Here is a 17,343-nt window from a genome sequence, read left to right on the forward strand (position 1 = left end):
GAAGGGCAAAGACCTTTGGAAACGAACGGGATCCCGTCACGTGATCCGCACCCGAACCGACGGCGACGTGCGCGTCGTCACGCTCGACCGTCCCGAGGCGCGCAACGCGCTGCGACCCGCGGACCTGACCGCTCTCCGCGAGGCGTTCGACGGGGCCGAAGGCGACGGCCACCCGCCGGTCACGTACCTCCGCGGCGCGGGCGACGCCTTCTGCGCCGGCGCCGACCTCGACGCGGTCGCCGCGCTCGACGACCCGGCGGCGTTCGCCCGGCGGGGACAGCGGGCGGCCGCCGCGATCGAGGACTCTCCCTCGACCGTCGTCTGCGGGATCGACGGCCCGGCGCGCGGCGGCGGCGTGGAGCTGGCGCTGGCGGCGGACGTGAGAGCCGCGACCCCGCGAGCGACGCTGGGCGAGCCCGGCGTCTCCCTCGGGCTGTTCGGCGCTTGGGGCGGCACGGTCAGGCTTCCGCGCGTCATGGGCGAGGGTGACGCGCTGGACTTCGCGCTTTCGGGACGGGTCCTCGACGCGGAGGCCGCGCTGCGGACCGGGCTCGTTTCTCGGGTCGTCGACGACCCGCGCTCGGTGGCCGACGAGATCGCGGCGGGCGAGGCCGATGCGCTCGCGGCGATCAAGCGCCGGATCCGGGACCGGCGTGAGAGCGGGACGCAGGAAGATGCGGAGGCCGCGGCGTTCGCCGACCTTCACGACGCGCACGCGGCGGAGATCGCGCGACTGCGGGGAGAGTGAGCGACGAAGCGGCGACGGAGGCAACGACGTACCGCAGTCCCGATGTGACAGACTTAAGTAAGTCTCCGACCAACGCCAAGATGCGAAGCACGCACCGGTAGTGTAGTGGTATCACGCAACCTTGCCATGGTTGCAACCCGAGTTCAAATCTCGGCCGGTGCATTTTCCGAGCGAAGCGAGGAAAATCGCCGAGAGAGATTTGAACTCAGAAAGACGCAGCCCGCGCAGCGAACGGAGTGAGCGAGCAGGACCGTCTTTCCCTAGTTCAAATCTCGGCCGGTGTATCTTCTCAAACGTAGTGAGAAAACTCACCAAGAGAGATTTGAACGCTATCAGTTATTTATAAATCGACGGTAGATCGGCGGAACACACCTCCAAAGCCCCAGCCGCGAGGCGGACGCACACTCGCTGTCGCCCGAAAATCAGAGATTTTCGGGATGACGAGAGAGCTTTGCTCTCTCGAACCACGCTCCTCACTCGGTCGCTACCGCTCCCTCGTTGCGGTGCTTGCATCGTCTGCGCCCGCCTCGCGGCTGCCCCTTTGAGTCCCACCCCGCCCAGCACCGCACAGCACCTCACACCTCCCCAACCTCGTCGCTGGCACCCTCCGCTTCGCTCCGGGAGCCAGCGACTCCCTCGCGCGTGCTGCTCGGCCGCAGGGCGGCCTCGCAGGCACGCGCCACCGCCACGTTCATTTATAACTATCTCACACCGGGTCACAGTGCCATTTAAATACCGTCCGCGTTCGCGGCCGTGCCGCTCGTGACCGCGGCGCAAACGTCGGGCGGGCGGCGCTGACGCGGACAGACCCCGTCCGTTTAACAGCGCGTGCGTCCTCTGTTCGCGTATATGGTCGAGATTCTTCTCCTCGTCGGGATCGCGGTGGCGGCGTTCGTCGGATACAACATCGGTGGGGCGACGACGGGGCCTGCGTTCGGGCCGGCCGTCGGCGCGGACGTGTTGTCGAAGGCGGGCGCGGCGGCGCTGATGTCGGTGTTCTTCTTCGTCGGCGCCGGGACGCTGGGCCAGCGCGTGGTGACGACGCTGGGCGAGGACCTCGTCACCGGCGCGAACGTGTTCACGCTGGAGACGAGCATCATCGTCCTCTTCTTCATCGGCGGCGCGCTGTTCGTCGGCAACTTCGCCGGCGTGCCGGCGTCGACGTCGATGACGGCGGTCGGCGCCATCGCGGGGCTGGGCATCGCGACGGACACCCTCGACTGGGCGGTGATGGGCGAGATCGCGATCTGGTGGCTCGTCGCGCCGATCATCGGGTTCTGGGTGTCCGGCGTCGTCGGTCGCTACTTCTACTCGGCGATCGACCGCTGGGTGGCGATCGAAAGCACGGAGGGCGCGCTGTTCGAGCTCGACCGCTCCGGGCTCATTCCGCGGCCGGTCCTCGGCCCGAACACGACGCGCCGGGAGCTGACGGGCGGGGTCGTCGTCATCGCCATCGGCTGCCTGATGGCGTTCTCCTCGGGCACCTCGAACATCGCGAACGCCATCGCGCCGCTCGTCGCGCTCGACGGCGTGGAGATGACGCCGATGATCCTCCTCGGAAGCGCGGCGGTCGCGGTCGGCGCGTTCACCATCGCCCGCCGGACGCTCGACACGCTCGGCAACGACATCACCGACCTCCCGCTGACGGCCGCCATCGTCGTCGCGGTCGTCTCCTCGGGGATCGTCATCAGCCTCTCGGCGGTCGGCATCCCCGCCTCGTTCGTGATCATCGCGACGATGTCGATCGTCGGGCTCGGCTGGGGCCGCGCGACCCGCACGGTGACCGTGCGACAGGGGATCAGCGGCGAGAAGGAGCCGACGGTCTCGGTCGGCGCGCTCGCGGCCGACGAGATGCCGGAGATCGGCGAGGGCGACGCGAGCGATGTCCCCTCGGCGTCGGACCTGTTCAATCCGGCCACGAGCGCGCGGGTCGTGCTGATGCAAAACGTCGTGCCGATCCTCTCGACGGTGGGCGCGCTGGTGACGTTCACCGCGCTCTTCGCGTTCGTCTGGTAGGCGGCCTCCGCGGGCGCCGGGCGGTGCCCGCTACCTGTCGAGGGGCGCTCGCTACCTGCCGAACCGGCGCTGTCGGTCCTGGAAGTCCAAGACTGCGCGGAGGTACTCCCGCCTGCGGAAGTCGCGCCAGTTCACGTCGGTGAAGTAGAGCTCGGCGTACACCGACTGCCAGATGGCGAAGTCGGAGAGCCGCTCGGCGCCCGTCTTGATGACCAGGTCGGGCTCCTCGGGGAACAGCAGCCGCTCTGCGATGTCCGTCTCGTCGATCGCCTCGGGCCTCACCTCGCCGGCCGCGACGTCGCTCGCCAGGTCGCGGACCGCGCCGGCGAACTCCGCCTTGCCGCCGAGGCCGACCAGGATCCGAACCGGTGCGTCGGCGTCGTCGTCAGCGGCGGCGCCCGCCGCGGGGTCGCTGGCCGCCTCCGGCGAGCCGTCGTCGTCGGGACCACGGACCACCGTCTCGGCCGGCGCGTCGAGGCGGCGCAGCTCCCGGACGAGCGTCGGGGCGACCGCGCCGTCGAGGACGGAGACGGAGACGGTGACGCGCTCCGCGCCGTACTCGAACGCCCAGCCGATCGCCGACGACAGCGTGTCGAACGCGCCGTCGGCGAGGAGGTCGCGTTCGGTGAGGACCAAGGCGACGTGCGCCGGCGGCTCGGCGTCGTGGAGGCGGTGGCGCGTCGCGAGGTAGGCGTCGTAGAGACCCACGTGGGGAGGATCCGGTCGCGCATATAAATGGCTTCCCGCCGACGAGGGATTTAATTCGCCGACGCACCTACCTTGGGTAATGGCAGACAGCTACGGCGGGGTGTTCGGCGCGATCCCCTACGCGTTCCGCGCGACCGAGTCGTGGACCATGCGCGCGTACGCCGCGCTCGGCGCGCTGGCGGCCGGGTTCGTCGCGCTCGTCGTCACGCTCGCCCTCGTCGTCTGGATGGGCGAGACCGTCTCGGCGACCGGTGGGACGTTCCTCTTCTCGCGGTCGCTGTTCGTGGTCGCCGGGCTCGGCGCCGTCGGCCCGCTGCTCGCGCCGATCCTGTTCGTCGCCCGCCGCCACCGCCGCGGCGACCGGGTCGCGGCCACCTACGACCGGTGGATGGGCGTCGCCGGCTTCCTGTTCCTGCTCTCTTTATACCTCGGGATGGTCATCTCGGCGCCCGAGGGACTCAGGGACCCGACCGACTCCGCCGTGATCGGCGCGCTGTACGCGCTCCCGCAGCCGGCCGGGTTCGTCCCGCCCGTCGCGGCGGCGCTCGCCGTCTTCGCGACGCACTTCCGACTTCGCGGCGGGTCGGATGAAGGCGCGACGCCGGGCGGCGACGCGGCGGTCGACGACGAGACGGTCGACGGCCGCGACTCGACCGACCCCGGCGAGTCGACGTGAGCGGCCTCCCGCCCGTCGCGGCTCGAAAGCCGGAAGTCGCCCGAGCGTCTACCCGGCCGCAATGACCGACGAGAAGGAGAGCACGTTCCTCGTCACGCACGTCGAGAGCGACTCGGCCGTGCTGAAGGACGTCCACGACGGGCAGGTACACACGCTGAGCTCGAACCCCGGCCTCGACGTCGACGACGCCGTCGAGGCGACCGTCGCCCCCGACCCGCCGATGGAGGTCACCTATCAGGTGATCGAGGTCGCGGAGCGCCGGTCGCTGTCGATCGAGGAGAGCCCGGAGCCGCCGACCGTCCACGAGCGCGAGCTCGCCGCCGAGACGCCCACCGGGGAGCTCGCCCGCGAGGAGCGCGCGGGCGTCGGCGAGGTCCATGTCCTGACGCCGCCGGAGTCGGAGACGGAGGCGGCGGTCGACGACGTGATCGACGACCGCGAGGGGACGCTCTCGCGGGCGGCCCGGCTCGGCGTGAACCGCGTCGAGATCCGGTCGGAGCCCGGCGTCGTGGCGGTCCGATACCTCCCGTAGCGGAGGCGACCGGGACGCCGCAGCCTCGCAGATAAGAAGGCTTATTCGCGCCCGCGGAGGAAGCGGTATTTATGGTAGCGATCGAGGTGCCGGAGGTCAACTACACCGACTACTCGAACCGGCAGCTCGCGGCGGTGCCGCTCGCGTTTCTGGTCCTCGCATTGGCGATCATCGGCGGCTGGTTCGTGGCCACCGGTGCGCCGGCGAACATGGGACTAGAGTTCACCGGCGGCGTCGAGCTGCGAGTCGCAGCGGACGGAGGAAACGTCGAACAACAAGTTCAGACAGCGTTTGACCGCGAGCCTGACGCGGTCCGGACGATCCCCGGCGACGACGTCGTCGTCGTCACGTTCCAGGCGGCCGAAGACGACCCGGAGGGGCTCGCGAGCGACCTCCAGGACCAGGCGGAGGCGGCGGGACTGACGACGACCGCGGTCGACCAGGTGTCGCCGAGCTTCGCGAGCGACACCGCGCGTACCGCCCTCTTCGGCGTGGCGCTCGCGTTCCTCGGGATGAGCGTGCTCGTGTTCGCGCTGTTCCGGACGTTCGTTCCCTCGCTCGCGGTCGTCGCGTCCGCGTTCTCCGACCTCGTGATACCGGTCGCGGCGATGAACCTCCTCGGTATCCAGATGACGCTCGGGACGATCGCGGCGCTGCTGATGATCATCGGCTACAGCGTCGACTCGGACATCCTGTTGAACGACTCCGTGCTGCGCCGCACCGGCGAGTTCTACGAGTCGGTCAGCCGCGCGATGCGGACCGGGGTGACGATGACGCTCACCTCCATCGCCGCGATGGTCGTGATGGCGGTCGTCGCCTCGGTGTTCGGCGTCGGGCTCCTCCGTGACATCGGGATCATCCTCTCGGTCGGGCTGTGCGCCGACCTGATGAACACGTACCTGTTGAACGTCTCGCTGCTTCGCTGGTACAAGTTCGAGGGGGTGGCCCGGTAATGCTCGAACCGATCAAGGAGAACTGGCGGATCCTGCTGCTCGTCCTCGTCGTGATCGGGTCGACGGTGACGTTGTTCGGCCCCGGGTTCGGTCCGGAGCCGGCGCCCGGCGAGAGCGCGAGCGAGGCCAAACAGGGGATCACGAACCTCCAGTACGGGCTCGATCTCGCGGGCGGCACGCGCGTCCGCGCGCCGCTGTCGGGATACACCGCCACAGACGTGGCGCTCGGGGGTGAGAGTCCAGAGGCGGTCGCGGAGGCGGTCGCGGCCGAGTTGGACAACGCCTCCACGCGGGACATCGGCGTCGTTCCCGACGAGAGCGCGGTGGAGGTCACGGAGCCGTCCGTGACCGAGTCCCAGTTCCGCGCGGCGATGGACGCCGCCGGCTACGAGTACGACGGGATCCGCTCGGGCGTCACCGAGGAGACGCGAGAGGCGACGATAGAGATAATCCAAGGGAAGATCAACGAGGCGGGCCTCTCCGGCGGGAGCGTTCAGCAGGTCCAGTCGATCACCGGCGAGTACTTCATCCTCGTCGAGGTGCCGGGGCAGGGCCGGCAGGAAGTGATCGACCTCCTCGAGGACCGCGGGACCGTTCGGATCGACATCGCGTACCCCGACGGGAACGGCACCGCGGTCCAGGAGGGGGCGCTGATCCAAGACGACTTCGAGGAGATCGGGACCGCGACGCAGAGCGACCGCGGCACCGGAGCGTACGTGCCCGTTACCGTCCGCAACACCGCCGAAAGCGGGCAGTCGCCGGCACACGCCTTCCAAGACGCCGTGGCGCGGCGCGGCTTCGCCGACGCCTACCAAACCCAGGCGGACCGATGCGGATACAACTCGGAGACCGGGGAACTCGAGAACTCGAACCCGTGTCTGCTGCTCGTCGTCGACGGCGAGGTCGTCAACTCCTTCGGGATGGCCCCCGACCTGGCCGACAGCATGGCCGCCGGGTCGTGGGCTGAAACGGGGAACTTCCGGCTCACGACCGGCGAGTTCACCGAGGCGCAGACCATCTCGCTGAACCTCCGCGCCGGCGCGCTCCCGGCCGACCTCGACATCAGCGGCGAGGGGACCTCCTCGTCCATCTCGGCCTCGCAGGGGGAGAACTTCCGGACGTACTCGCTGATCATCGGCGTGCTCTCGGTGTTCGCCGTCGCCGGGATGGTGTTCCTCCGCTACCGGGAACCGCGGGTCGCCCTGCCGATGATCGTCACGGCGCTGGCCGAGGTGTACGCCCTGCTCGGGTTCGCGGCGCTGCTCGGTTACCCGCTCGAACTCGCGGTGATCGCCGGCTTCATCGCCGTGGTCGGGACCGGGGTCGACGACCTCGTCATCATCGCCGACCAGGTGATGAGCGAGGGCGACGTGAGCTCCCGGACGGTGTTCAACTCGCGCTTCCGTCAGGCGTTCTGGGTCATCGGCGCGGCCGCGGCCACGACCATCATCGCGATGTCGCCACTGATGGTGCTGTCGCTCGGGGACCTCTCCGGGTTCGCCATCTTCACCGTCCTCGGCGTGCTGATCGGCGTGCTGATCACCCGCCCCGCGTACGGCGACATCCTGCGCCGCCTGCTGACGGTCCGCTGAACCGCTCGGGACTCGCTGCCGTCTGGTTCTATTCTGAATCCGACGTTCGATCAGTTATCTCGCGTGTAAAACACCGTTTTTCTTGTTCGTGATCTCGGATGGGCCGCCGCTAGAGATCAGTCAAAAAATGAACGACGACCCGACAAACTATTAATTTAGACCGATCAAAACCGTCTATGCCCACCGACGCCGTCGAAGATTATCTCAAGGCGATCTATCGGATCGAGTCGCGGGCGGGGCCGCCCGTCTCCACCTCGCAGATCGCGGAGGCGCTCGACAAGACCCCCGCGACCGTGACGAGCATGGTGGAGACGCTCTCCGACCGGGGGCTGCTCTCCCGCGAGAAGTACAAGGGCGTCGAGCTCACGCCCGCCGGCGAGGTCGCCGCGCTGGAGGTCGTGCGCCGGCACCGGCTCATCGAGGCGTTCCTCGCCGAGCAGCTGGACTACGAGGCGACCGAGGTCCACGCCGAGGCCGACGCGCTCGAACACCACGTCAGCGAGGAGTTCACGCGGCGCGTCGAGAGCCTCCTCGACTACCCCGCCGCCGACCCGCACGGTGACCCGATCCCCCCGGCGGACCTGTCGACGCCGGAGGACGCCGGCACCGCGCTCGTCGCGGCCCTGGAGCCCGGTGAACGGGGGACCGTCGCCCGCATCAGCGACCGCGACCCCGACGTGTTGGAGTTCCTCGTCGACGCGGGGATCACCCCGGGCACGACCGTCGAGGTCGTCGACGTGGCCTCGTTCGGGCTGGTCACCGTCCGGACGAGCGACGGCGACGAACACGGGCTGCCGGAGGCGGTCGCGGACCGCGTGTACGTCCGCCGCGCCGCGGAGTCGAGCGCCGCCGGCGACGGGCAGGAGGCGAGCGACGCATGACGAGCTACGTCGAGATCCTCGTCGTCGCGTTCGCCGCCCAGCTCGCGGTGCTTCCGGGCGAGAAGGTCCAGCTGATGATCGCCGGGCTCGCGACGAAGTACGATCCGAAGATCGTCGTCGCCGCGGCCGGCTCCGCGTTCGCCGGGTGGACCGCCGTCGAGATCGCCTTCGGGCAGGCCCTCCAGTCGGCGCTGCCGCCGCTCGCGCTCAACGCCGCGACCGCGGTCCTGTTCTTCCTCTTCGCGGTGCTCCTGTACCGCTCCGCCCCGCCCCGCGGAACGAGCCCCGAGGCGGAGCGCACGGACGGCGGGATGGCCGCGTTCGACGACCTCTCGCTGCCGGGGCGGCTCGACCGATACTCGGGGTCGCTCGGCGGCTTCCTGCCCATCTTCGCGCTCACCGCGACCGGGGAGTTCGGGGACAAGACCCAGCTGGTCACGATCGGCTTGGCCGTCCAGTACGGCGCGACCTCCGCCATCTGGGTCGGCGAGATGCTCGCGATCATCCCGGTGAGCATCGCGAACGCGTACTTCTTCCACAAGTTCGCCGGACGGGTCGATATGCGGCTCGCGCACCTCGGCTCCGCGCTGCTGTTCGCCTTCTTCGGCGCGGACACCGTGCTGGCGATCGCGACCGGCTTCTCGGTGTGGGAGACGTTCGTCGGGGCGGTCGGCGGGCTCGTTGCCGGACTGTTCTGAGCGCTCCCGCTGCGGACGCTCTCGAACCGGCTCAGAACTCGTCGAGCGCCGACTGCTCGGCGGCCGCGAGAACGTCGTCGCAGGTCGCCCACGACGCGCGCGCGCAGTCGGGGAGACCGCCCGTATCAGCGACGTACTCGCGGAGGAACGACCGCGTCGCGGGGTCGCTGGGATAGCCGCTCCCGAGGTCGCCATACCCGGCGTACTCCGCGTCGATGGCGGCCATCCGCTCGTCGCGGGCCACCTTCGCGACGACGCTCGCGGCGCCGACGACCGGGTCGTCCGCGTCGGCGCCGTGCGCGGCCGTCACGTCGACCGACGGGAGCGGTTCGCCGTCCACTGAGGCGTCGTTTTCGCCCTCGTCCTCGACGAACTCGCGGAGGCGCCGCGCGAACCGCCCCTCGCTGGTGTCGCCCGCGTCCGCGACGACGCGGACCGGTTCGTCGATATCGGTCGCAACGGTCCCGGAAAGTGCGATTCGCGCCGCCCGTGCCTGTCCACGGACGGTAAGCGTGTTCATGTCCGTGTCGGGTCGGTCGATCTCCGCGGGATCGACGAAGGCGACGCCGACGGCGACCCGCTCGAGCGACGCGATCTCGTCGTCGATCTCCTCGCGCCGAGCCGGCGCGATCCGCTTCGAGTCGTCAACGCCGGCCGGCAGGCTCGCTGGGTCGGCGATCACCGCGGCCGCGACCATCGGTCCCAAGGCGGGCCCCTTGCCGGCCTCGTCGACGCCGAGGTACACGCGTGGCTGGTGGGCGTGCGAGGGGAAATACCTTCAGAAAGGGCGAGGCCTCAGTCGAGCAGGACCGCGCTGACCTGGCCGGTCTGGCCGGGGCGGGAGGTGACGCGGGCGCGGCCGGCGGACGTCTCGATGATGGCGCCCTTCGTGACGATGTTCCGGCGGGCGTAGTTGACGTTCGCGGGGTTGTCGACGACGTTCTCGATATCGGCCTCGCTGACCTCGCCGTCGTCGGCGACCTGCGCGACGTTCGTCGAGAGCGCTCGGACCTTCTTCCCCGTGCCGCGGGAGTCGATGTACTGGAGTCGCGTCTCGCCGACCGTGGTCTCGGCGGGCTCGCGGCCGAGCTGGTGGCGCTTCTTGTTCGAGGCGTGCTTGAGTCGGCCGCCGGTCCGCTTGCGCGCGGAGCGTCCCTGGTCTTTCATACGGGTACGAACAGCCAGCGAATACTTGAAGCGTTCGACTCGTCCCGGCGGGATCGGCGGCGCGAGCGGGATCAGCGCCGCGACGCGGACCGGTTGCGCGGGCCGAATCCGCGGAGCGAACCCGCTCAGGCGAACGCGCGCTCGAACGCCCGGACCCCCTCGTCGGTGCCGGCGACGACGAGCTCGTCGCCCCGCTCGATCCGCGTCTCCGGGCCCACGTCGGTGACGAGGCCATCCCCGCGCTCGACGGCGATGACGGTACAGCCGGTGGTCTCGCGGACCGCCGCCTGCCCGATCGTCCGGCCGATCAGAGCGGGGGCCTCGCTCCTGACGACCTCGACGTGCGTGTCGAGCGAGAGCACGTCCCGGTCCGTGAACACGGCCGACGCGGACATCCGACCGGTCACCGTCGAGAGGGAGAGGACGTAGTCGGCGCCGGCGCGGTGCATCTTCGGGACGCTCTCGGGGTCTTCGACCCGCGCGAGCAGCTCCACGTTCGGCGCCAGGTCGCGGACCACGAGCGTCGAGAACTCGGCCGTCGTGTCGTCGGGAAGGGTGAGGACGACGGTTCGCGCGTCGGCGACGCCGGCCTCCCGCAGCGTCTCCGGGTCGGTCGCGTCGCCGACCACGTCGATCGCCTCGCCGCCGTCGCGGTCGACGACGGTCACCGGGAGGTCCGCCGCTTCGAGAGCGTTCGCGACGGTCTTTCCGACCTGGCCGTACCCGACGACGACGGTCTCGCCCGCGCCGAACCGGCGGGCCGCCGAGTTGGTCAGGTCGACGAGCCGCTCCACTTGCTCCTCGGTTCCCGAAACGAGGAGGACTGTTCCCGCAGACAGCGTCGCGTCCGGCGGCGGCGCCGCCTCGAACGACCCGTTGAACCACGCGCCGATCACGTCGACGCCGGTGCGCTCGCCGATCCGGCTCCCGGCGAGCGTCGACCCGGCGAGGCCGCTGCCGTGGTGGATCGAGATCTCCGCGATCCGCAGGTCGCCGACCGCGACCGCCTCGTTGAGGTCGGTCCGAACCGCCGTCGTCACCTTCGAGGCGAGGCTCTCGCCGAGCAGCGACCGCGGGGAGAGCACCTCGTCCGCGCCGGCGAGCCGGTGGTACCGCTCGCGACTCGGGTCCTCGACGACGCTTATCGCGCGGACGTCCGTCGAGAGCTCCTTCGCGGCGAGGACGATGCTCGCGTCCACCCGGTCGGAGACGTCGGTGACCAGGGCGCGCGCGTCCGCCAGCCGCGCGTTCGAGAGCCCGTCGGTCGTCTCGGGGTCGGCCCGGACCACCGTGTGTCCGGCCTCGTACAGCGCCAGCGCCCGGTCGGGGTCGGGCTCGACGACCACGTACGGCACCGCCTCCGACTCGAACTCGTCCAAGAGCGCGTCGGAGCGCGTGGTGTCGGAACAGACCACGACGTGCCCCTCCGTGTCGCCCTCCAGCGACCGGGGGACGGTCGTCGCGAACGCGGACTCGAGGAGCGGGGTCGCCACCACCGGGAGCGCGCCGATGAGCAGCATCATTCCGACGAGATCCATCACGGCGACGAACGCGTGCATCTGCTGGCTCCCCCACGAGGACGCGTCGCCGCCGAACCCGGTCGTCGTGAACATCTCGACCGCGAACTGGAACGACTCGATCAGGGTCCGGGGGTCGTCCTCGAAGACGCGCATTCCCCACCGGTAGGCGACGGCGGTGAACGTGAGCATGACGCCGAGAAAGACCGCGTACAACACGACCCGCCGCTTCCACGTGTCCATCGGGCCGCGATACGTCGCGCCCGTACAAAAACGGGTGGACTCGTCCGGCTCGACCGTCGCGTCCGCGGCTCGGCCGCGCGCGCTAGCCGGACGCCCGGGCGTTGCTGGTCGGACCGTCCGGCCGTCGGGTCGAAGTTCGATGGTTTAAGTTCCGGGGGCCGAACCGTCACGCATGGTGCGGGACCCGTCGCGAGACCCGGAGCCGCCGTCGGTCGACGAGGTGCTCGACGCGCTGGCCGACGACGCGGCCCGTCGGATCGTCGCGGCGCTCACCGAGCCGAAGACCGCGAGCGAGCTCTCCGAGGAGTGCGACATCCCCCTGTCGACGACCTACCGGAAGCTGGAGAAGCTCACCGACGCCTCTCTGCTCTCCGAGTCGACGGACATCCGGCGGGACGGGCAGCACACGACGCGGTACTCGGTGTCGTTCGACGCCGTCACCGTCTCCGTCGACGACGGCGGCGACGGCGACGGCGACGCGGACCGCCGCGAGTTCGACGTGGAGTTCTCTCGGCCGGAGCGGACCCGAGACGAGCGACTTGCCGACCTGTGGTCGGAGCTACGAGAGGAAACATGAACCCCTACATCGACCTGACTATCATCGTCGCAAAGACCGCCATCCTGGTGCTCGGTGGCAGCATCACCTACTACGCGCTCCGCGCGTACGACCGGACCGGCGACCGGTCGCTGCGGGAGCTCGGCGTCGGCTTCGGCATCGTCACCGTCGGGGCGCTGCTGGGCGGCGTCTCCCACCAGATCATCGGCGCCGACCTGGCGGTCGGCATCGCCATCGACGGCCTCCTCACGGCGGTCGGGTTCGCGGTCATCGTCTACTCGCTGTACTTGGAATAGACGCAGCCGAGCGGCGTTCGACGCGCGACGAACGGTACCCTTTTGCGGCGCTCGGCCGTTCGTTCACGGCATGAGCGACGCACGCGAGGAGCTCTCCCGCCGGATCGCCGGCGAGATAACGCTGAGCGACGACCCCGGAGCGACGCTCCGGAAGTGGCGGACCGACTTCGACGTCTCGCAGACGGAGCTGGCCGAGCAGCTCGGCGTCTCTTCGTCGGTCGTCTCCGACTACGAGAGCGGTCGCCGCGAGAGCCCGGGGATCGGCGTCGTCCGCCGCACCGTCGAGGGACTCCTCGACATCGACGAACGGCGCGGCGGCGGGCGCCTCCGCCAGCACGCCCGGGTGCTCTCGGCCGGGTTCGAGAGCGACATCGTCCACGACCTCCGCGAGTACTCGACGGCGGTCCCGCTGGAGGAGTTCTACGAGGCGATGGGCGCGACGGAGATCGTGCGCGGCGACCACGACCACGTGAACGGCCACACCGTCATCGATTCGATCCAGGCGATCACGCGGCTCTCCAGCGAGGAGTTCTACCGGCTGTACGGGCAGTCGACGAACCGCGCGCTCGTGTTCACGCGGGTGACGCGCGGCGAGTCGCCGCTCGTCGCGCTGCGGGTCGTGAGCCCGACGCCGAACGCGGTCGTGCTCCACGGGATCGAAGACGGGGACCTGTGGGACCACGCCGCCGACCTCGCCCGCGTAGACGGCGTCTCGCTGGCCACGTCGAACCGCGACCTCGACGACTGCCTCGCGGCCCTCCAGGCGCTTTGAGGTCGCCGCGGATCGGGCGGACGACCGAACCGCGGCGGCTTCCCGAACCGCGGCCCTGAAACCGCCGGCGCTCGTCGGTCCGGCCATGAGCGAGGACTACGCCGAGCGGCTCCGCGCGAACCGCCGGGAGAAGGACGACTTTTTCGCCGACCACCCGCAGTCGCCGATCCCGCCGGAACGGCGCGACGAGTTCGACGGGCTCGACTACTTCCCGCCGAATCCGGACTACCGCGTCGAGGCGACCGTCACCGTCCACGACGACCCCGATCCCGTCGAGATGGAGACGACCGCGAGCAACCCGGTCCGGTACCTCCGGGTCGTCACGTTCGCGTTCGAGGTCGACGGGGAGAAACACACCTTGGCGGGCTACCGACAGGAGGGCGACGACGGCGCCATCTTCGTCCCCTTCCGCGACAAGACGACCGGTCAGCAGACGTACCACCAGGGGCGGTACATGGAGCTGGCGCCCGAGCGCGACCTCGACGACGGCGACAGCGTCACGATCGACTTCAACCTCGCGTACAGCCCCTTCTGCGCGTACAGCGAGACGTTCTCCTGTCCGCTTCCGCCCGAGGAGAACTGGCTGGAGATCGTCGTTCCTGCGGGCGAGCGGACGCCGGACCTCGACTGAGCGGCGGGAGCGTCGCCGGTGTCGCCACTCTGGGGGGCGTGAAAAACACGAAAATCGGATTCCGGAACGGCCCGAAAGCAGTCCGTCGCGGTCGGCTTACTCGAGCGTCTCGCTCGTGACGAGGGTGTCGTCCTCGAGGTAGTGCTCGATGTGGTGGCCGTGTTCCTCGACGTCTTCGAGGATCTCCCGGAGCTGCTCTTCGGTGTTGTAGTCGCCGAGGTTGTTGGCGAGCTGGATGTGCTCGCGGAGCTGCTCGGTGATGTCGCCGAAGATCTCGAGGTCGTGCTCCAGCGACGTCCGGATGTCGTAGGCGTCGGCGTCCTCGGGAGTCACCGGCGCGTGCTCCTCGTAGTTCGCGCCGCCGGAGAGCGGCACGCCACCGAGCGCCTGCGCGCGCTCGGCGAGCACGTCGGCGCCCTCTTCGAGGTCGGCCGCGACCTCGCCGAGGTACTCGTGGATGTCGAGGAACTCGGCGCCCTCGACGAGCCAGTGGTGTTTCTTGATCTGGTGGTAGAGGACGTACGTCGCCGCGAGGTCGCTGTTGAGCGCGTCGACGAGCTGTTCGGCCTTCTCCTCGGGGACGCGGAGCGCTTCGCTCTCGTGAACGTCGCCGTATCGCTGACGGGCCTGCTTCTGGGTACTCATTTCACCTCTACGTACGCGCGCGACCTACTTAATAGTTTCTACTGAGAAAACTACTTTTTCATATTAACAAAATTATTTTCTGCTATTCGCCGACGGCGCCTACCAGACCCCGCTGTGCGGAGAGCGTCTCGCGGTCGAGCGTCTCGGTCAGGGTCGCCGGTTCCCGGCCGAGTTCGGCCGCGACCGCGCCGTCCGGGCGGGCGACGAGGGAGCTGCCGGCGTACGTCGCCTCGTCGCTCGCCCGCCCGCCGCCGGAGCTCCCGGTGCGGCCGGCGGCGACGACCCACCTGACGCCGTCGAGCGCGCGGGCGCGACAGAGGAGCCGCCAGTTCGCGGCGTGGTCGGCGGGCCACGCGCCGACGACCGCGAGCGCGTCGACCGCGCGCTCGGCGAACCACGCGCTCTCCGCGACGAAGTTGAGGTCGTAGCAGGTCAGCAGTCCGGTCGACCCGGCGGGCGTCTCGACGACGACGCGCTCGCCGCCGGGCTCGACCCACTCCGACTCGTCGTTCCACAGGTGTCGCTTGCGGTAGACGGCCAATCCCCCGCGATCGTCGGTCGCAGCCGAGCCCGGGCCGTCGCTCGTCTCCGCGTCCGGGCCGTCGACTGTCTCCGCGTCCGGGCCGCCGCGCGCGTCGCGGGCCGGCGGCGGAACGTACGCGGTCGCGTTGTACACGCCCTCCCCGTCGCGCTCGGCGTAGCCCGCGATCACGGCCGCGTCGGCGGCCGCCGCGATCGATTCGAGCCGTTCGCGCGCGGCGTCCCGAGGAAGCGCGGTCTCCCGAAGCCGCTCGTCGGCGGCGAACCCAGTGAGCGCGTACTCCGGGAAGACGACGAGGTCGACTCCGTTCGACAGGCCGGCCGCTCGGCGCCGGAACCGCTCGACGTTCGCGTCGACGCGGAGGTCGTCGACGGTGACCTGCGGGACGGCGACGGTCGGGTCGGGGCCGGTTCGGTCGCTCACGCCCTCGCGTTCGTCGCGGGCGACCAATAACGCCGGGGGTCGGGGAATCAGAACGCCTCGGCCGCAAGGACGATACCCCAGCGGCCCCGACCGTGTGGCATGACCTTCGCCGACCTGTTCGAGCGCGCGGCCGCACTCGACGGCGAGCGCGACGAGGCGGACGTGCGGAGCGCGCTCGACGACGTGCGCTCGGCGCCGGACGAGGGCGCCGCCGACAGCGGCGACGCCTCTGCCGACGGAGACGCGGTCGCAGAGCCCCTCGACCCCAGCCCGGCCCGGGTCGTCGCCGACGCCGACGCGCTCGCGGCGGATCTCCTCGTCGGCGGAGACGCCCGCGAGGCGCTCGACGCCCTGCGGGCGCACGCGTGGACGACGCTCGTCGCCAGCGATCCGCTCCTCGACGACGCCGAGGCAGTGATTGCGTGGCTCTCGGACCCGAGTCTTGCGGCCGACTGGCGCGCGGCGGTCGAGTCGTGGCGCGAGCCGGTGGCGCAGCCCCCGGGCGACCACCCCGCGCTGGCGTCCGCGTACCGCGGCGGCGCGATGCAGGTCGTGAGCCTCGACCCCTCGCTGACAGGGCCGGGGGCCGCGGCCGGACTCCGCGACCGACTCCCCGTGAGTGTCCGGGAGCCGCGGGCGTTCGCGACGGTGTTCGACCCCGCGAAGCTGTACCCCGACGCGGTCGGCGGGGCGTACCCCGGTCCCGACCGCGACCCGCGGACGATGGACTCGGTCCGCGCCGGCGGGGACCAGCACCGATAAACCGCCGCCGGCCGGAGCGATCCGCATGACCGACGCGGAGGGCGCCCCCGAGCTCCCGGCCGACCTCGACGCGGTCCGCGACGCGCTCGTGGACTGGTACGAGGCGGACCACCGCGAGTTCCCGTGGCGCCGCACGGAGGACCCCTACGAGGTCCTCGTCAGCGAGGTGATGAGCCAGCAGACCCAGCTCGACCGCGTCGTGCCCGCGTGGGAGGACTTCCTCGACGAGTGGCCGACGACCGCCGCCCTCGCCGCGGCCGACCGCGCCGACGTGGTCGCCTTCTGGTCGGACCACTCGCTGGGGTACAACAACCGCGCGAAGTACCTCCACGAGGCGGCCGGCCAGGTCGAAGACGACTACGACGGGGCGTTTCCGGAGGACCCGGACGGTCTCAGCGAACTGATGGGCGTCGGGCCGTACACCGCCAACGCGGTGGCGTCGTTCGCGTTCGACAACGGCGACGCCGTCGTCGACACCAACGTGAAGCGGGTGCTGTACCGCGCGTTCGACGTCCCGGACGACGACGACGTGTTCGGACGAGTCGCCTCCAGGCTCATGCCGGCGGGCGAGTCCCGGGTGTGGAACAACGCGATCATGGAGCTCGGCGGCGTCGCCTGCGGGAAGAGCCCCCGCTGCGACGAGGCCGGCTGCCCGTGGCGCGAGTGGTGCCACGCCTACCAGACGGGCGACTTCACCGCGCCCGACGTGCCCGAACAGCCGAGCTTCGAGGGGAGCCGGCGGCAGTTCCGCGGGCGGATCGTCCGGCTCCTCGGCGAACACGACGAGATGGAGCTGGACGCGCTCGGCCACCGGATCCGCGTCGACTACGCGCCGGACGGCGAACACGGCCGCGAGTGGCTCCGCGGGCTCGTCGACGACCTGGCGGACGACGGGCTGGTGGAAACCGAGACGGCCGACGACGGCGTAGTCGTGTCGCTCCGCCGCTGAGACCCCCTGTCGCCGGTTGCGAGCGGCGCCCCCGGAA

General features: G+C 70.4%; 20 protein-coding genes and 1 tRNA gene. 15 read left to right on the top strand and 6 right to left on the bottom strand.

Going from position 1 to position 17,343, the window contains the following annotated elements; translation table 11 throughout:
- Positions 1 to 40 precede the first annotated feature (40 nt).
- From CPZ01_RS10645 to CPZ01_RS10655, 3 genes are all read left to right on the top strand, one after another.
- A complete protein-coding gene (locus CPZ01_RS10645; RefSeq protein ID WP_096394881.1) occupies positions 41 to 748 on the top strand; it encodes an enoyl-CoA hydratase/isomerase family protein in 708 nt (235 codons plus the stop codon).
- A 91-nt stretch (positions 749 to 839) separates the two neighbouring features.
- Positions 840 to 910, top strand: a tRNA-Gly gene (locus CPZ01_RS10650).
- A 687-nt stretch (positions 911 to 1,597) separates the two neighbouring features.
- On the top strand, positions 1,598 to 2,764 hold the full coding sequence (locus CPZ01_RS10655; RefSeq protein ID WP_096394883.1) for an inorganic phosphate transporter: 1,167 nt from the start codon (positions 1,598 to 1,600) through the stop codon (positions 2,762 to 2,764).
- A 51-nt stretch (positions 2,765 to 2,815) separates the two neighbouring features.
- Here CPZ01_RS10655 and CPZ01_RS10660 read toward each other — a convergent pair whose 3' ends face one another.
- Positions 2,816 to 3,472, bottom strand: a complete 657-nt coding sequence (locus CPZ01_RS10660) for an undecaprenyl diphosphate synthase family protein (protein ID WP_096394885.1) — start codon at positions 3,470 to 3,472, stop codon at positions 2,816 to 2,818.
- A gap of 79 nt (positions 3,473 to 3,551) precedes the next feature.
- Here CPZ01_RS10660 and CPZ01_RS10665 point away from each other — a divergent pair, with 79 nt between their 5' ends.
- The 6 genes from CPZ01_RS10665 to CPZ01_RS10690 all read left to right on the top strand — a co-directional run bounded on the left by CPZ01_RS10665 (position 3,552) and on the right by CPZ01_RS10690 (position 8,804).
- Complete coding sequence (locus CPZ01_RS10665) at positions 3,552 to 4,148, top strand: hypothetical protein (RefSeq protein WP_096394887.1); 597 nt, start codon at positions 3,552 to 3,554, stop codon at positions 4,146 to 4,148.
- Positions 4,149 to 4,209: 61 nt separating this feature from the next.
- Entirely contained in the window at positions 4,210 to 4,680 is a 471-nt protein-coding gene (locus tag CPZ01_RS10670) for a DUF5812 family protein (RefSeq protein ID WP_096394889.1), read from the top strand.
- A gap of 71 nt (positions 4,681 to 4,751) precedes the next feature.
- Positions 4,752 to 5,633, top strand: a complete 882-nt coding sequence (gene secF / locus CPZ01_RS10675; protein WP_096394891.1) for a protein translocase subunit SecF — start codon at positions 4,752 to 4,754, stop codon at positions 5,631 to 5,633.
- Entirely contained in the window at positions 5,633 to 7,225 is a 1,593-nt protein-coding gene (locus CPZ01_RS10680; RefSeq protein ID WP_096394893.1) for a preprotein translocase subunit SecD, read from the top strand. Before secF ends, CPZ01_RS10680 begins: the two co-directional genes overlap by 1 nt.
- A gap of 176 nt (positions 7,226 to 7,401) precedes the next feature.
- Positions 7,402 to 8,106 (top strand): metal-dependent transcriptional regulator, encoded by a 705-nt coding sequence (locus CPZ01_RS10685; RefSeq protein WP_096394895.1) that lies wholly within the window; start codon positions 7,402 to 7,404, stop codon positions 8,104 to 8,106.
- The gene (locus CPZ01_RS10690) at positions 8,103 to 8,804 is read left to right on the top strand and encodes a TMEM165/GDT1 family protein (RefSeq protein ID WP_096394900.1); all 702 of its coding nucleotides are present in this window, start codon (positions 8,103 to 8,105) and stop codon (positions 8,802 to 8,804) included. The genes CPZ01_RS10685 and CPZ01_RS10690 overlap by 4 nt, the downstream gene beginning before the upstream one ends.
- Positions 8,805 to 8,835: 31 nt before the next feature.
- On the opposite strand, the gene rnhB is transcribed toward CPZ01_RS10690, so the two are convergent.
- The 3 genes from rnhB to CPZ01_RS10705 form a co-directional block, all read right to left on the bottom strand.
- Positions 8,836 to 9,549, bottom strand: coding sequence for a ribonuclease HII (gene rnhB / locus CPZ01_RS10695; protein ID WP_096394902.1), 714 nt, complete (start codon positions 9,547 to 9,549; stop codon positions 8,836 to 8,838).
- Positions 9,550 to 9,599: 50 nt separating this feature from the next.
- Complete coding sequence (locus CPZ01_RS10700; RefSeq protein ID WP_096394904.1) at positions 9,600 to 9,971, bottom strand: 30S ribosomal protein S8e; 372 nt, start codon at positions 9,969 to 9,971, stop codon at positions 9,600 to 9,602.
- Positions 9,972 to 10,096: 125 nt separating this feature from the next.
- Positions 10,097 to 11,731 carry a potassium channel family protein gene (locus CPZ01_RS10705; protein ID WP_096394906.1) on the bottom strand — a complete coding sequence of 545 codons (1,635 nt, stop codon included), beginning with the start codon at positions 11,729 to 11,731 and terminating at the stop codon, positions 10,097 to 10,099.
- Positions 11,732 to 11,903: 172 nt separating this feature from the next.
- Here CPZ01_RS10705 and CPZ01_RS10710 point away from each other — a divergent pair, with 172 nt between their 5' ends.
- The 4 genes from CPZ01_RS10710 to CPZ01_RS10725 all read left to right on the top strand — a co-directional run bounded on the left by CPZ01_RS10710 (position 11,904) and on the right by CPZ01_RS10725 (position 13,986).
- Positions 11,904 to 12,308, top strand: a complete 405-nt coding sequence (locus CPZ01_RS10710; RefSeq protein WP_096394908.1) for an ArsR/SmtB family transcription factor — start codon at positions 11,904 to 11,906, stop codon at positions 12,306 to 12,308.
- The gene (locus CPZ01_RS10715; protein ID WP_092920202.1) at positions 12,305 to 12,583 is read left to right on the top strand and encodes a DUF7521 family protein; all 279 of its coding nucleotides are present in this window, start codon (positions 12,305 to 12,307) and stop codon (positions 12,581 to 12,583) included. Before CPZ01_RS10710 ends, CPZ01_RS10715 begins: the two co-directional genes overlap by 4 nt.
- 70 nt (positions 12,584 to 12,653) lie before the next feature.
- Positions 12,654 to 13,355, top strand: coding sequence for a helix-turn-helix domain-containing protein (locus CPZ01_RS10720; protein ID WP_096394910.1), 702 nt, complete (start codon positions 12,654 to 12,656; stop codon positions 13,353 to 13,355).
- A gap of 85 nt (positions 13,356 to 13,440) precedes the next feature.
- Positions 13,441 to 13,986, top strand: coding sequence for a DUF1684 domain-containing protein (locus CPZ01_RS10725; RefSeq protein WP_096394912.1), 546 nt, complete (start codon positions 13,441 to 13,443; stop codon positions 13,984 to 13,986).
- 96 nt (positions 13,987 to 14,082) lie between these two features.
- On the opposite strand, the gene dpsA is transcribed toward CPZ01_RS10725, so the two are convergent.
- Both dpsA and CPZ01_RS10735 read right to left on the bottom strand, forming a co-directional pair.
- Positions 14,083 to 14,631: a DNA starvation/stationary phase protection protein DpsA gene (dpsA, locus tag CPZ01_RS10730; RefSeq protein WP_004597035.1), complete on the bottom strand. Its 549-nt coding sequence runs from the start codon at positions 14,629 to 14,631 to the stop codon at positions 14,083 to 14,085.
- An 82-nt stretch (positions 14,632 to 14,713) separates the two neighbouring features.
- Positions 14,714 to 15,595 (bottom strand): carbon-nitrogen hydrolase family protein, encoded by an 882-nt coding sequence (locus tag CPZ01_RS10735; RefSeq protein WP_096394924.1) that lies wholly within the window; start codon positions 15,593 to 15,595, stop codon positions 14,714 to 14,716.
- 99 nt (positions 15,596 to 15,694) lie between these two features.
- Between CPZ01_RS10735 and CPZ01_RS10740 the strand changes: the two genes are divergently transcribed.
- Both CPZ01_RS10740 and CPZ01_RS10745 read left to right on the top strand, forming a co-directional pair.
- Positions 15,695 to 16,357, top strand: a complete 663-nt coding sequence (locus CPZ01_RS10740) for a DUF7384 family protein (RefSeq protein WP_096394926.1) — start codon at positions 15,695 to 15,697, stop codon at positions 16,355 to 16,357.
- 25 nt (positions 16,358 to 16,382) lie between these two features.
- Positions 16,383 to 17,306: an HhH-GPD family protein gene (locus tag CPZ01_RS10745; RefSeq protein WP_096394928.1), complete on the top strand. Its 924-nt coding sequence runs from the start codon at positions 16,383 to 16,385 to the stop codon at positions 17,304 to 17,306.
- The last annotated feature ends 37 nt before the right edge of the window (positions 17,307 to 17,343 follow it).

Origin of the sequence: Halorubrum trapanicum (assembly GCF_002355655.1) — an archaeon.
Classification (GTDB): Archaea; Halobacteriota; Halobacteria; order Halobacteriales; family Haloferacaceae; genus Halorubrum; species Halorubrum trapanicum_A.

What these genes read in the sequence shown, in the direction of transcription:
- CPZ01_RS10655 (WP_096394883.1), top strand. Translation starts at nt 1,598, where the DNA reads ATGGTCGAGATTCTTCTCCTCGTCGGGATCGCGGTGGCGGCGTTCGTC.
- CPZ01_RS10665 (WP_096394887.1), top strand. Translation starts at nt 3,552, where the DNA reads ATGGCAGACAGCTACGGCGGGGTGTTCGGCGCGATCCCCTACGCGTTC.
- CPZ01_RS10670 (WP_096394889.1), top strand. Translation starts at nt 4,210, where the DNA reads ATGACCGACGAGAAGGAGAGCACGTTCCTCGTCACGCACGTCGAGAGC.
- secF (WP_096394891.1), top strand. Translation starts at nt 4,752, where the DNA reads ATGGTAGCGATCGAGGTGCCGGAGGTCAACTACACCGACTACTCGAAC.
- CPZ01_RS10680 (WP_096394893.1), top strand. Translation starts at nt 5,633, where the DNA reads ATGCTCGAACCGATCAAGGAGAACTGGCGGATCCTGCTGCTCGTCCTC.
- CPZ01_RS10685 (WP_096394895.1), top strand. Translation starts at nt 7,402, where the DNA reads ATGCCCACCGACGCCGTCGAAGATTATCTCAAGGCGATCTATCGGATC.
- CPZ01_RS10690 (WP_096394900.1), top strand. Translation starts at nt 8,103, where the DNA reads ATGACGAGCTACGTCGAGATCCTCGTCGTCGCGTTCGCCGCCCAGCTC.
- CPZ01_RS10700 (WP_096394904.1), bottom strand. Translation starts at nt 9,971, where the DNA reads ATGAAAGACCAGGGACGCTCCGCGCGCAAGCGGACCGGCGGCCGACTC.
- CPZ01_RS10705 (WP_096394906.1), bottom strand. Translation starts at nt 11,731, where the DNA reads ATGGACACGTGGAAGCGGCGGGTCGTGTTGTACGCGGTCTTTCTCGGC.
- CPZ01_RS10710 (WP_096394908.1), top strand. Translation starts at nt 11,904, where the DNA reads ATGGTGCGGGACCCGTCGCGAGACCCGGAGCCGCCGTCGGTCGACGAG.
- CPZ01_RS10715 (WP_092920202.1), top strand. Translation starts at nt 12,305, where the DNA reads ATGAACCCCTACATCGACCTGACTATCATCGTCGCAAAGACCGCCATC.
- CPZ01_RS10720 (WP_096394910.1), top strand. Translation starts at nt 12,654, where the DNA reads ATGAGCGACGCACGCGAGGAGCTCTCCCGCCGGATCGCCGGCGAGATA.
- CPZ01_RS10725 (WP_096394912.1), top strand. Translation starts at nt 13,441, where the DNA reads ATGAGCGAGGACTACGCCGAGCGGCTCCGCGCGAACCGCCGGGAGAAG.
- dpsA (WP_004597035.1), bottom strand. Translation starts at nt 14,631, where the DNA reads ATGAGTACCCAGAAGCAGGCCCGTCAGCGATACGGCGACGTTCACGAG.
- CPZ01_RS10740 (WP_096394926.1), top strand. Translation starts at nt 15,695, where the DNA reads ATGACCTTCGCCGACCTGTTCGAGCGCGCGGCCGCACTCGACGGCGAG.
- CPZ01_RS10745 (WP_096394928.1), top strand. Translation starts at nt 16,383, where the DNA reads ATGACCGACGCGGAGGGCGCCCCCGAGCTCCCGGCCGACCTCGACGCG.